Genomic DNA, 12,906 nt, shown 5'->3' with positions numbered 1-12,906 from the left:
GTGTCGCAACACGATACGATAGATGTCCGAAGGTCTTCCTCTCAGCCATCGCCCTTGCCGCAACTGTCATCTATTGGCTATGAGTCCTCACCCTAGATGCTCTGGATCACGACGGCGGCGTAGGCAGTCACTTGCCGCCCAAAATGGCAGCGTTCCACCAACTCGGTGCTCCGCGTCACAAGCGGGCGCTCGCGCTGCCCGGGCCGCGCAACTCCTTGAAACGAAGACGCCCGCTCCGGGGTGCGGGGCGGGCGCCTTTCGTCAGCATCGGGCGGGGTTCAGCGCGTCGGCGCCTCGTCCTCGTCGGCCATGCGCCGGTCCTCGACCAGTTCCAGCCACATCGCGTTCAAGACGGCGAAGCCCGCCGCCAGCGGCAATCCCAGGATCCAGGCGAAATACCACATATCGGCTTCCTTTCTCAGTAGCTGTGGCCAGAGCCGGTGATGTCGTTCTCGCTCACCTTGCCCCAAAGCACTTTGTAGACCCAGGCGGTGTAGGCCAGGATGATCGGCATGAAGATCACCGCCGCGACCAGCATCACGAACAGCGTCATTCGCGACGAGGACGCATCCCAGACCGCCAGCGATGAATCCGGATCGGTTGCCGAGGGCAGCAGGAAGGGAAACATCGTCAGCCCGACCGAAGAGATCACCCCGAAGATGCCCATCTTGGACCACAGCAGCGTGCTTACCTCGGTCCCGCGGCGCAGCCCGCGCACCGCCAGCACCAGGCCGGCGAACCCGAGGATCGGCGCGATGACGATCCATGGACGTGTCGCATAGGCGGCCAACCAGGACCCGCCGTGCGCGACCTGGCTAAGCAGCGGGTTCGACGGCATGTTGGCCGGCACCGGCGCGGTGAAGTGATAGCCGGCGATGCCGAAGGCCAGCCACACGCCCGCCAGCGCGTAGCCCAGGATCGCCACCACCCCGGTGATCGCGCCGATGGCGCGGGCGCGGGCGACGACCTCGCCCTCGGCCTTCAGCGACAGCCAGGCCGCGCCATGGGTCAGCAGCATGGTCAGCGACACCAGGCCGGTCAGCAGCGCGAAGGGGTTCAGCAGGCCGAAGAAGCTGCCGGTGTAGACCGACAGCATATCGGGGGTGAAGTGGAAGGGCACGCCTTGCAGCACGTTGCCCACCGCCACGCCGAAGATCAGCGCCGGCACCGCGCTGCCGATGAACAGCGCCCAATCCCAGGCCGTGCGCCAGTTCGCCCCATCGCGCTTCGAGCGGTACTTGAACGCCACCGGGCGCAGGATCAGCGCGGCCAGGATCGCGAACATCGCCAGGTAGAAACCCGAGAAGCTGACCGCGTATAGCGGCGGCCAGGCGGCGAAGATCGCGCCGCCGCCCAGGATGAACCACACCTGGTTGCCTTCCCAGACCGGGCCGATCGTGTTGATGGCGATGCGGCGTTCCACATCGTTGCGCCCCACGAAGGGAAGCAGCGCGCCCACCCCCATGTCGAACCCGTCCGTCAGCGCGAAGCCGATCAGCAGCACACCGAGCAGGACCCACCAGATGACGCGCAGGACGTCGAGGGAAATCAGATCGTGCAGGATCATTTTGGTTACTCCTTACTCGGCTTATTCGGCCGGGGTCATGACGCCGTCGCCCAGGCGTCTTGCGTGACGTTCCATCCAGGCGTCGGTCTCAGCCACGTCCTCTTGCGGGCCCTTGCGGACATATTTGAACATCAGGCTCATCTCGATGACGAACAGCACCGAATAGAACAGCGCGAAGCCTGTCAGCGTGATCAGCAGATCGGCGACCGACAGGTGGCTGACCGACAACGCGGTGGGCAGGATGCCGTCCACCGTCCAGGGCTGACGGCCGACTTCGGCGACGATCCAGCCCAGTTCGGCCGCGATCCAGGGCGCCGGGATCATCCACACCGCCAGCCTGAGCGCCGGGCGCGGGAAACGCATGCCCCTGAAGCTGGCCATGTAGAAGAAATAGGCCATGGTCGCGATGAAGGCGAAACCCAGCGCCACCATGATCCGGAAGGCCCAGAAGATCGGGAAGACCGCCGGTACCGTGTCATTCGCCGCCTTGGTGATCATTGCGGGCGTGGCCTTGTCGGGATCGGCGGTATAGCGCTTCAGCAAAAGGGCATAGCCCAGATCCTTGGAATGGGCATCGAAACTGGCCTTCACGTCGGCTGGAATGTTCGTCTTGTCGGCGCGGATCGTTCGCAAGGCCGCATAGGCGATCATGCCGCTGCGGATCCGGGTCTCGTTCTTCTTCACCAGGTTCTCGATGCCGGGGATCTGCTTGGTCAGCGACCGGGTGCCGATCAGCCCCATCAACCACGGGATACGCACCGCCCATTTGGTCTTCTCGGCCTTCTGCTCGGGCAGGCCGAAGAGGGTGAAGTTTGCCGGCGCGGGCTCGGTCTTCCACATCGCCTCGATCGCGGCCATCTTCATCTTCTGGTTGGCCGAGACCTCATAGCCCGACTCGTCGCCCAGCATCACCACCGACAGCGACGCCGCCAGCCCGAAGGCCGAAGCCACGGCGATCGACCGGCGCGCCAGTTCCCAGTGCCGCCCCTTCAGCAGGTACCACGCCGACACCCCCAGCACGAAGACCGAGGCGGTGACATAGCCCGCGCTGACGGTATGGACGAACTTGGCCTGGGCGACGGGGTTGAACAGCACCTGGTAGAAGCTGGTCATCTCCATCCGCATCGTCAGCGGATTGAAATGCGCGCCCACCGGGTTCTGCATCCAGCCGTTGGCGATCAGGATCCACAGCGCCGAGAAGTTCGACCCCAGCGCCACCAGCCAGGCGACGGCCAGGTGCTGCACCTTCGAAAGCTTGTCCCAGCCGAAGAAGAACAGCCCCACGAAGGTGGCTTCCAGGAAGAAGGCCATCAGGCCCTCGATCGCCAGAGGCGCGCCGAAGATGTCGCCGACATATTGGCTGTAGTAGCTCCAGTTCATGCCGAACTGGAATTCCATCGTCAGGCCCGTCGCCACCCCGAGGACGAAGTTGATCCCGAACAGCGTGCCCCAGAACTTGGTCATCTGGCGCCAGATCGGACGGCCTGTCATGACATAGACGGTCTCCATTGTGGCGACGAGGACCGAAAGCCCCAGGGTGAGCGGCACGAAGAGGAAGTGGTAGAGAACCGTCATCGCGAATTGGATTCGCGAGAGGTCCACGATCGTCATGTCCATGTCACTAAACTCCGCTTGGCCGGGCGGAAAGTTGTCCCGGCGACTCGACTTACCCGGGGTGGTCTAGGCCGATCATACGGCGGCCAGATTGACACAGATCAAGAGGGGCGATCACCCTCGCGTGATGGTCATGTGTCCGGGCGAAGTTCCGGGTCGGGACAAAGATGTCCCCAGATGCCGCGAACGCGCCCTCAGCCCAGCGTGATCACGCGGTCGGCCCAGGCCAGTTCCGCGGCGCGATGCGAAGCGGTCAGGATCGCGGCCCGGGGCAGGGTGGCGCGCAGGCCGCGCAGGACGGCTGCGGCGGTCTCGGGATCCAGGCCCTCGGTGGGTTCGTCGAGCAGCAGAACTTCGGGGCGCCGCAGCAACGCCCGCGCCAGAACCAGCCGCCGCGCCTCTCCGCCCGAAAGGCCGGCGCCGCCCTCGCCCAGCCGCGATTCCAGCCCGCCGCGCGCCGCGACGACGGCGTCCAGCGCGACGGCCCCGAGCACGGCCCAGGCGGCGGAGTCATCCAGCGTGGCGGTCGCCAGCGCCAAGTTGTCGCGGATCGTGCCGGCCACCAGCGCGGCGCGCTGCGGCACCAGTGTCAGTCGCGCCCGCAGTGCGGGTTCGTCCCAGTCCGCCAATGCCCGCCCCGCCAGGGTGATGTCGCCGTCGCTCGGCTGCAGCAGTCCCGCGCAAAGAAACAGCAGCGTCGATTTTCCGACGCCCGAGGGGCCGGCGACGGCCAGCGTCTCACCCGGGGCGAGTTCCAGCGACAGCCCGTTCAGCACTGCCCGCGCCGCGCCCTCCCGCCGGTAGGAAAGATCGCGGGCCGCCAGCACCGCGGGGCCTGCCGCGGCGGGGGCATCCGCCGCCCCGGCGGGCGGCGGCGCCTCGGCACCGTCCAGAACCCTTCCGGCGGCGTCGCGCATCCGGCCCAGTTCGGCCATGCCGCGGCGCAGACCGAAGAGCGTCTCGGCCAGCGCCAGGGCGGTGAAGAACCCCAGCGCCGCGGCCGCCGGCGCGATCTGTGCCCGCGCCACCAGCGCGCCGCCGATCATCAGCGCGCCGCCCGCGATCAGCGCGGCCAATGCCGAAAGCGCCAGCCCCGCCCGCCGCTCGGCCCGGTCGAGCGCGTCCAGCGCCGCGCGGGTTTCCGCATCCGCCGCCAGCACCGCGTCGCGCTGCGCGGCCATGCGCCCGAAGACGAGCAGATCGGTGCGTGCCCGGCCCATGTCGATCACCGCGCGGCGCAGTGCCTGGGCGCCGCGCTCGGCCCGGATCGAGGGGCCGAAACCCGCCCGCGCAGCACCCGCCAGCACCAGCGCGCCGCCCAGCAGATAGCCCAGCGCCACCCACAGCGCGATGGTTTCGTCCACCAGCCAGGCAAGCGCGGCGAAGGCCAGGATATGGGTGATCAGCCCGGCCGCCAGCGGCAGCACCAGCCGCAGCGCCACCCCGTCCAGCGCATCCACATCCGCCGTCATCCGGTTCAGCGCGGAGGCGCCGCGCAGCCGCAGCAGCCGGTCCAGCGGCGCGCGGCTTTCGCGGCGCATCAGGTCGATCCGCATCCGGGCCAGGGCGCGCAGGGTGGCGTCATGGGTCAGCAGGCGTTCGCCATAACGCGCCGCGGTGCGGCCCAGCGCGAAGGCGCGCACCCCGGCCGAGGGGCCGAAGACGTTGAAGGTGAAGCCCGCCGCCGCCAGACCCGCGGCGCCCGTGGCGGTGATGAACCAGCCCGAAAGCCCCAGAAGGGCGGCGCCGAAGACCAGCACCGCGACGGACAACAGCGCCCCGCGGGCCATGGCGCGGGGGGCGGCGGACCAGATCAGCCGGAAGATGTGGATCAACCGGGTCATATCGGCATCTCCAGCGCGACGGCGCGGTCCATCGCCGCTATCAGCCGCGGGTCATGGGTGGCCACGATCAATGCGGTCCCCTGCGCCTGCAGCGCCCGCAGCCCCGCGATCACCGCCTCGGCGGTCTCGGGATCAAGATCGGCGGTGGGTTCGTCCGCCAGCAACAGATCCGGCGCCGCCATCAGGGCCCGCGCCAGCATCAGCCGCCGCGCCTCGCCCCCCGAAATTCCACCGCCGGCCTCGCCCAGCATGGCCCGCAACCCGTCGGGCAGGGCGGCCACGATCGAGGTCGCACGGGCGGCGGCCAGGGCGGGGCCCGGGTCGGCGCCGGTGCCGCGCAGGTCCAGGTTCTCGCCTAGCGGTCGATCCAGGAAATGCGGCGTCTGACCCACCCAGGCCAGCCGGGCGCGCCAGGCGTCGGCATTGGCGTCCGTCAGCGGCTGGCCCGCGACCTCCAGGCAACCGCCCGGAGCGATGCGCGCAAGCCCCGCGATCGCTGCCAGCGTGGTCGATTTTCCTACCCCCGACGGCCCGGTCAGCGCCACGGCCTCGCCCGCCGCCAGCGCGATCGCCGGAAGCGCGACCAGCCGCGCGCCGCGTTCCACCGCCGCGCCGTTCAGCCGCAGATGAAGGGAACCCGGCAGTGGCGCGGCCGGGGCGCCCTGGCCCAGCACCGGCGGTTCCGTATCGGGCAGGCCGGCCAGTTCCTCGGCCACGGCTTCGGCTGCGGCCTTGTCGTGCCAGGCGGCGGCCAGGTCGCGCAGCGGCTGGAAGAATTCGGGCGCCAGCATCAGCAGGAAGATGCCTTCGCCTGCGCTCAGCCCGCCATAGGCGCCGAAATGCAGCTGATGCAGCAGGGTGAAGCCGACATAGACCGCGACCATGGCGACGCCGAGGGCCGAGAACAGTTCCAGCACCGTCGAGGACAGGAAGGCGATGCGCAGCACCGCCATGGTGCGCGCCCGCAGGCCTTCCGCCCGGGCGGCGAAATCGGCGGCGCTGCGCCCGGTCGCGTCGAGCAGGCGGATGTCGATCAGGGCGGACAGCCGATCCATCAGCAGCGCATTCATGTCGCCGATCTCGGCCATCTGCCTGGCGCTGGCGTCCTTGGCGGCCATGCCGATCAGCGCCATGAAGACGGGGATCAGGGGGCCCGCCACGATCAGCACAAGCGCGGCCGCCCAGCTGAACCAGGCGGTCAGCGCGATGTAGATCAGCGGCAGCACCATCACGCGCAGCCGCGCCGGACGATAGCGGGTCAGATGCGGCACCAGCAGCGGCAGTTTCTGCGCCACGATCGCCCCCAGCTCGGCCGAGGACGGACCGGCCCCGCCCGGCGGGCGCAGGCTTTCGCGCGCCACAAGCCGGGCGCGCTGTTCGGCCAGCACCTTGTCGGCGGCGCGAAACAGCAGCGCGCCGCCCAGATCGTCAAGAACCGCGCGCAGGATCCCCAGCAGCGCGAAGCCGCCCCCGGCCCAAAGCGTGCGCGACAGCGGCGCCTGATGCAGCCAGCCCGAGACCGCCCAGGCCACCAGCGCCGCCTGCATCGGCCAAAGCAGCCCGCCCAGCAGTGCCAGCATCCCGGCGCGGGCCTGGGCGCGCCGTGCCGGGGCCTCGATCTTGGACAGGGGGCCGCGGTGCCGGGCCGCGGGGGCGGCGGCGGCGCGATCGGCATCGGAAGAACTGGGTGGCCTGCGCATGACCGCGCGCCTACGCCCGCGCGGCGAGCGGATCAAGCGTCGAAAGGTCGCGCGACCCCGGTTCGAGAGGACCCGGGCTTGCCTGGGCTTGCCCGGCGATCGCGCGGCGGGCGCGCGCCGGGCTGGGCTTGTGGCCTTCGGTCGGGCCGGAACGGGTGCTCGAACATGCCATGCGGCGTATTACCCCGGGCCGGAAGGCTTGCTTTTTGCCGCATATGCCCCACGAATCTGTGAAGTGGCGTGAGCGCGATCGGACAGCGGCAATGGCGATTCTGAAACAGGGGCTGGTGGTAATGGTGGTTCTGGCCGCCACGGCGGCGCTGTGGATCGCCTATGTGCCCCAGTCGCGGCCATTGCTGGCCAGGCTTGGGTTGTGGCAGGCGTCGGGACCCTCGGCGCAGGACGGACACGGGGGGGCGGGGGCTGGCCGGAAGGCGGGTGCGCGGCAGGGGGCCCGTCCGCATGGCGGCGGGCGCGGGCCGGTGGCGATACGGACGCAGCCCGTGGGCCTTGCGCGGCTGAACGATGCCGCGCGGGCGATTGGGGACGGGCGCGCGCTGCGCTCGGTTGCGGTGCGGCCGCAGGTTTCGGGCCAGATCACCATGGTCAATGTCGGGTCGGGCGCCCATGTCGCGAAGGGCGAGATCCTGGCCGAATTGGAGGACGAGGCCCAGAAGATCGCGCTGGAAAAGACGCGCCTGATGCTGGCGGACGCGCAACAGACCCTCGCGCGGCAGCTAAAGCTTGGGGTCTCGGGCGCCACGGCGTCCAGCCGCATCCAGGAGGCCAGGCTGGCGCTGCGCACCGCCGAACTGGCCCACCGCCAGGCCAAGTTCGACCTGTCCCAGCGTCGGATCCTGGCGCCAATCGCGGGCTGGGTGGGGCTGATGTCGGTCCAGCCTGGCGCGCAGGTCACCCCTGCGACCGCCATCGCCGAGATCGACGACCGGTCATCTCTGCTGGTCGATTTTCGCCTGCCCGAACGCTTCGTGGGCCAGCTGCGTCCGGGGCTGGGGCTGCGTGCGGCCCCGCTGGCACGCAGCGGGACCGACCTGAGCGGGCGGATCCGCGCGATCGACAACCGGGTCGATCCCGCCAGCCGCACGATCCTGGTCGAGGCCGAACTGGCCAATCCCGAAGACCGGCTGCGCCCCGGCATGGCCTTTGCGATCCGCATCGCGCTGCCGGGGGATCCGGTGCCCTCGGTGCCGCCGCTGGCGGTGCAATGGGCGGATGCGGGGCCCTATGTTTGGATCGTAAGGCAGGGGCGGGCGCAGCGCATCGGTCTGCGCATCCTGCAGCGCAACGCCCAGGAGGTCCTGGTGCAGGGCGATCTTGCGCCGGGCGAGCCAGTGGTTACCGAGGGCGTGCAGATGCTGCGCCCCGGCGCGGAGGTCGCCCCGGAGGCGCCCGACCGCGCGCCAGACAGGGATGCGACCCGGGCCCGGGAGCCGCAGGCCGCAACGGCGGCGGGCGGCACGCCGCGGGTCGGGCAGTGAGCGCCGCGGGGCCGCCTCCTGACATGGGCGCCGAAGCGCCCCCAGAGCCCGCCATCGCCGCGGGGACGGCGCTGTTCGTGCGCCGTCCGATCCTGGCCTTCGTGATCAATGCGCTGATCGTGATCGCCGGGCTTGGCGCGCTGATGGGGGTCGAGGTGCGTGAACTGCCCGATGTGGACCGCCCCGTGATAACCGTAAGCACCGATCTGCCCGGCGCCGCGCCACAGACCGTGGACCGCGAGATCACCGCCACGATCGAGGGCGCAGCCGGCCGGGTCGCTGGGGTCAAGTCGATATCTTCCAGCTCGCACTTCGGGCGCAGCCAGGTGACGGTGGAATTCGACGGCGCGACCAATCTGGACGCCGCCGCCAGCGACATGCGCGACGCCATATCCCGGGTCCAGAACCGTCTGCCGGAGGCGTCGGATCCACCGCGCATCGTCAAGGCCGATGCCGATGCGGGCGCGGTGATGCGGATCGGCGTCACCTCGGCCCGGCGCACCGCGCCCGAACTGACCCGGCTGGTCAACGACGTGATCGCCGACCGGCTGGTCGCGGTGCCGGGCGTGGCCGATGTGCAGACATATGGCGACCGGGACGAGATCTTCCGCGTCGATCTGGATCTGCGCCAGCTCGCCAGTCGGGGGCTGACGCTGGCCGATGTCCGCCGCGCGCTGGCGAATGCCAATCTCGATGTGCCGGCGGGGGCGCTCAGTTCGGCCAGCCAGACGCTGACGGTGCGTTCCGTCGCCTCGGTCGCCACGACCCGCGCCTTCGAGGATCTGGTGCTGCGCAAGGGCGTGCTGCTGGGCGACGTGGCCACGGTGACGCTGGGGCCGGCGCCGGGCAGCGCCGTGTTGCGCGCCAATGGCCAGACCGGGATCGGGCTGGGGATCATCCGGCAGGCGCAGTCGAACACGCTGGAAATCTCGGCCGGGGTGCACCGCGCGGTGGCGGCGCAGCAGCGGCTGATGCCGCCGGATGTGAAGATCTTCGTCACCTCGGACGACGCGCGCTTCATCAACGGCGCGATCCGCGAAGTCGTGCGCTCGCTGGTGCTGGCCTGCCTGATCGTGGTGGCGGTCATCTATGTGTTCCTGCGCGACTGGCGCGCCACGCTGATCCCGGCGCTGACCTTGCCGGTGGCGCTGATCGGCACCGTGGCGGCGGTCTATCTGGTGGGGTTCTCGATCAACATCCTGACGCTTCTGGCGCTGGTGCTGGCGACCGGCATGGTGGTGGACGACGCGATCGTGGTGCTGGAAAACATCGTGCGCCGCCGGGCCGAGGGCATGGGCCCCCGCGCCGCCGCCGTACTGGGCACGAACCAGGTGCTTTTCGCAGTCCTCGCCACCACCACGACGCTGGCGGCGGTGTTCGTGCCGATCTCGTTCCTGCCGGGCCAGACCGGAGGGCTGTTTCGCGAATTCGGGTTCACCCTGGCGATGGCGGTGCTGCTGTCCTCGGTCGTGGCGCTGACGCTGACGCCGGTGCTGGCCAGCCGCCTGTTGCGCGGCGGGGATGGCGACGGTGGCGGCGGCGGTCGCGGGCCGGGGCCGGTGGCGCGGCTGGGGACGGCGCTGGCGCGGGCCTATGCGGCGACGCTGCGCTGGGCGCTGGCGGGGCCGTTCGTGGTGTTGCTGGCGGTGGCGCTTTTCGCGGTGACGGCGGTGCTGGTTTCGGGTGGCATCCAGCGCGAACTGACCCCGCGCGAGGACCGGGCGGTGCTGCTGATGGCGATATCGGCGCCGCAGGGGGTGGCGCTGGAATACACCGCCTCGAAGATGCGCGAGATCGAGGACAGGGTGGAGGTGTTGCGCGAGGAAGGTCTTGTGACCAATGTCTTCTCGATCGCCGGTCGCCGCGGGCAGGGCAGCAGCGGCTTTCTGGTGATGACGCTGACTGACTGGGCCGCGCGCGATGTCAGCCAGAACGACATCGCCCGCCGGGTTCATGCGCTGACGCAGGGCATCGTCGGGTTGCGGATGTTCACCATCCAGCCGAATTCCTTGCGCATTCGCGGCGGCGGATCGGGCCTGCGCTTTGCCATCACCGGCACCGATTACGATCGCCTTGCCGGGCTTGCCCGGACCATGGTGTCGCGGCTGGAAGCCGACCCGCGCTTTGGCCGGGTGCAGCTGGGCTATGAGACCACCCAGCCCCAGCTTGTCATCCAGATCGACCGCCGTCGCGCCTCGGATCTGGGGGTGGATATCAACGGGCTGGGCGACGCGCTGCAATCGGTGCTGCAGGGCGCGCGCGTGACCAGTGTCTATCTGAACGACCGCGCGTATGGCGTCGACATGGTTTCCACGGCCGAGCCGGTGAACGACCCGGGCGATCTGGAACATATCTTCGTCAAGGCCGGCGATGGCACAATGGTGCCGCTGTCGTCCTTCGTCACGCTGCACGAACGCGCCGTCGCCCCGGAACTGGACCGCGAAAGCCAGATGCGGGCGGTGAGCATCTCGGCCGGGCTGACGCCGGGCTTCGGGCTGGGCAAGGCCTGGGCCGCGGCGCAAGATATCGCCGCCGGCACGCTGCCCGCCGGCAATCATCTGCTGCCCCTGGCCGAGACGGCCACGCTGGACGAGACGAATTCCGGCCTGGTGGCGGTATTTGCCGCCGCCGTCGCGGTGGTCTTGCTGGTGCTTGCCGCGCAGTTCGAAAGCTTCCTTTCGGCGGTGATCGTGATGGCGACGGTGCCGCTGGGGCTGGCCTGCGCGGTCTTCGCGCTGCTGCTGACCGGCGGCAGCCTGAACGTCTATTCCCAGATCGGGCTGGTGCTGCTGGTGGGGATCATGGCCAAGAACGGCATACTGATCGTCGAATTCGCGAACCAGCTGCGCGACAGGGGCGAGGCTGTCGCTGATGCGATCTATCACGCCGCCACCATCCGCCTGCGTCCGGTGATGATGACCATGGTCTCGACCGTTCTGGGCGGGGTGCCGCTGATCCTGTCCGAGGGCGCGGGCGCCGAGGCGCGCCAGGCGCTGGGCTGGATCATCGTCGGCGGGTTGGGGCTGGCGACGCTGGCGACGCTTTATGTCACGCCGGTGGCCTATCTGCTGCTGGCCCGCTTCTCCAGGCCCAGGGCACAGGAACAGGCCCGCCTGCTGCAGGAATTGCGGCAGGCGTCGCGGCTTTAGCGGCTGGCTTCCATCACCGTCTGGCCGCGCGCCAGCAGGCGCAGCTTGCCGTCCTTGATGTCAAAGCGGTCGGTGGCCCCCAGGGCGTTGAAGAAGGCCTGTTCCTTGTTCATCGTCAGCGCCGCGCAGGTGTTGCGGGTCGCGGCCAGCGGACCGACACGCATCCCCGCGCCGAACAGCAGCCGCGCACTGAACCGGTTGCAGGGCGCCTTGCCCGATATCTGATTGGCGAGAAACCGCATCTCGGTTCCGCTACGGCTGATATCGGTCCCGGCCGCGGTCAGCACCTTCCAGGGGGCGCCTTCCAGCAGCTGGGCCGGCGTGCCGGCGCAGCCTTGGTAGCTGTGCGTCCCCCATGTCACCTTCGCACGGATCGGAAACGGAAGCGGGCTGGTCCCTTCGTGGCAAAGCCCCTTGGTCAGCACGACGGCCAGCCCCTTGCCGGGTAGATCGAAGCGCAACACGTCCAGCCCGACCCCGGGCGCCGGAATGGCCGCGCTGATCGGGTCGCCCCGTGGCGGGACGAAGCGCAGGCGCCCGGCGGCAAGGTCAAGCCGCCAGTCCGGATCGCCCCCCCGGGCGTGCAGCGCGAACAGCATCGGCGCGATCTCGGGCTTGCAGACCGGCAGTACCTTGCCGCCCAGGCTGACCCTGGCCGCATTGCCCCGGGGCTGGAACCATGTGTCCCGGGCGTCCTGCGCGGCCTTCGCCGCGACATAGCGCGGATCGGGGTCGGCGGTATCGGCGGTCAGGTCATAGCTGTGCCCGGCCACCCGCATCCGTGCCGCGCCTTCCGCGATGGCGATCTCGACCCCGGTCTTGCCGCAGGAGAAATGCCGCGCGAAACTGGCCGCTTCGACGCGGTTCAGGATCACCGGGGGCAGGATCTTCTGGCCATGTCCCGGCTGGATCACCACCAGCGGGCTGGCCCAGAGCGCCCTGCCATCGACGAACAGCGCCGCCCGCAGGCCGAAGGGCGCGTTGGCCGGCCCCTGAATCGAGAACGGCAGAGGGACCTGCGCCCCCTGTGTCGGGCGCCGGATCGTGGTGAATGGCCGGCCGTCCAGGGTTTGCAGCTGAACCACCATCAGCGCGTCCTTCGCAAGCGCGACCTTCGCGGTGTACAGAAGCGCGCCCGACAGCCGCAGCCCTTCCTGGGCCCCTGCGGCAACGGGGACGAGCGCGAACGACAGCATCAGCATGGCGGCGACGAAGCGGCGGAGCATGGCATACCTTCCCCTGGGCCCAGGTGGTCAGGATAGCAGCGCAATGGCGCGCGCCAAGCAAGATCGTCGGTCGCGGGCGGGCCGGTGCATCGCGGTGCCGCGCCCTGCCATGCGCCGCGCTTGTCCACTGCCTTGCAAAAAGCTGCCTGGGGCTGTTTCCTTCCCCAAGGTTCGTCCCGCCGCGACCGAAATGCTCGTCACATTCGCGGCATGGCCGGGACAGCCGGCCCCGGCGCGACCGACCGGGGCTTGCCCAAGGTCTGCGCCCGCCGCCTGTGCGGTTGCGTCGTTCAGGCGGGACGCAGCC

The 12,906-nt window shown here is 69.8% G+C and carries 8 protein-coding genes and 1 pseudogene; 3 read left to right on the top strand and 6 right to left on the bottom strand.

All coding sequences use genetic code 11. From position 1 onward, the window contains the following. A pseudogene (locus BLV97_RS20830) lies at positions 1–83 on the top strand (IS5/IS1182 family transposase); the annotation flags it as partial. Between the two features lie 195 nt (positions 84–278). Here the strand turns inward: BLV97_RS20830 and cydX are convergent. The 5 genes from cydX to BLV97_RS14965 form a co-directional block, all read right to left on the bottom strand. Next, positions 279–404, bottom strand: coding sequence for a cytochrome bd-I oxidase subunit CydX (gene cydX / locus BLV97_RS14985; protein ID WP_081824874.1), 126 nt, complete (start codon positions 402–404; stop codon positions 279–281). Between the two features lie 14 nt (positions 405–418). Further along, positions 419–1,567 (bottom strand): cytochrome d ubiquinol oxidase subunit II, encoded by a 1,149-nt coding sequence (gene cydB, locus BLV97_RS14980; RefSeq protein WP_035837915.1) that lies wholly within the window; start codon positions 1,565–1,567, stop codon positions 419–421. A gap of 21 nt (positions 1,568–1,588) precedes the next feature. After that, on the bottom strand, positions 1,589–3,184 hold the full coding sequence (locus BLV97_RS14975) for a cytochrome ubiquinol oxidase subunit I (protein WP_035837914.1): 1,596 nt from the start codon (positions 3,182–3,184) through the stop codon (positions 1,589–1,591). Positions 3,185–3,375: 191 nt separating this feature from the next. Further along, the gene (gene cydC / locus BLV97_RS14970; RefSeq protein WP_092164132.1) at positions 3,376–5,025 is read right to left on the bottom strand and encodes a thiol reductant ABC exporter subunit CydC; all 1,650 of its coding nucleotides are present in this window, start codon (positions 5,023–5,025) and stop codon (positions 3,376–3,378) included. After that, entirely contained in the window at positions 5,022–6,725 is a 1,704-nt protein-coding gene (locus tag BLV97_RS14965) for an ABC transporter ATP-binding protein/permease (RefSeq protein WP_081824872.1), read from the bottom strand. The genes cydC and BLV97_RS14965 overlap by 4 nt, the downstream gene beginning before the upstream one ends. 263 nt (positions 6,726–6,988) lie before the next feature. Here BLV97_RS14965 and BLV97_RS14960 point away from each other — a divergent pair, with 263 nt between their 5' ends. Then, entirely contained in the window at positions 6,989–8,224 is a 1,236-nt protein-coding gene (locus BLV97_RS14960; protein ID WP_035837881.1) for an efflux RND transporter periplasmic adaptor subunit, read from the top strand. A gap of 23 nt (positions 8,225–8,247) precedes the next feature. After that, entirely contained in the window at positions 8,248–11,373 is a 3,126-nt protein-coding gene (locus BLV97_RS14955; protein ID WP_035837879.1) for an efflux RND transporter permease subunit, read from the top strand. Here the strand turns inward: BLV97_RS14955 and BLV97_RS14950 are convergent. Next, a complete protein-coding gene (locus BLV97_RS14950; RefSeq protein ID WP_035837877.1) occupies positions 11,370–12,599 on the bottom strand; it encodes an META domain-containing protein in 1,230 nt (409 codons plus the stop codon). The two genes, BLV97_RS14955 and BLV97_RS14950, sit on opposite strands and share 4 nt — an antisense overlap. Positions 12,600–12,906: the final 307 nt, after the last annotated feature.

Origin of the sequence: Allgaiera indica (assembly GCF_900106675.1) — a bacterium.
GTDB lineage: Bacteria > Pseudomonadota > Alphaproteobacteria > Rhodobacterales > Rhodobacteraceae > Acidimangrovimonas > Acidimangrovimonas indica.
This window is presented reverse-complemented; position numbering and strand designations above follow the sequence as displayed.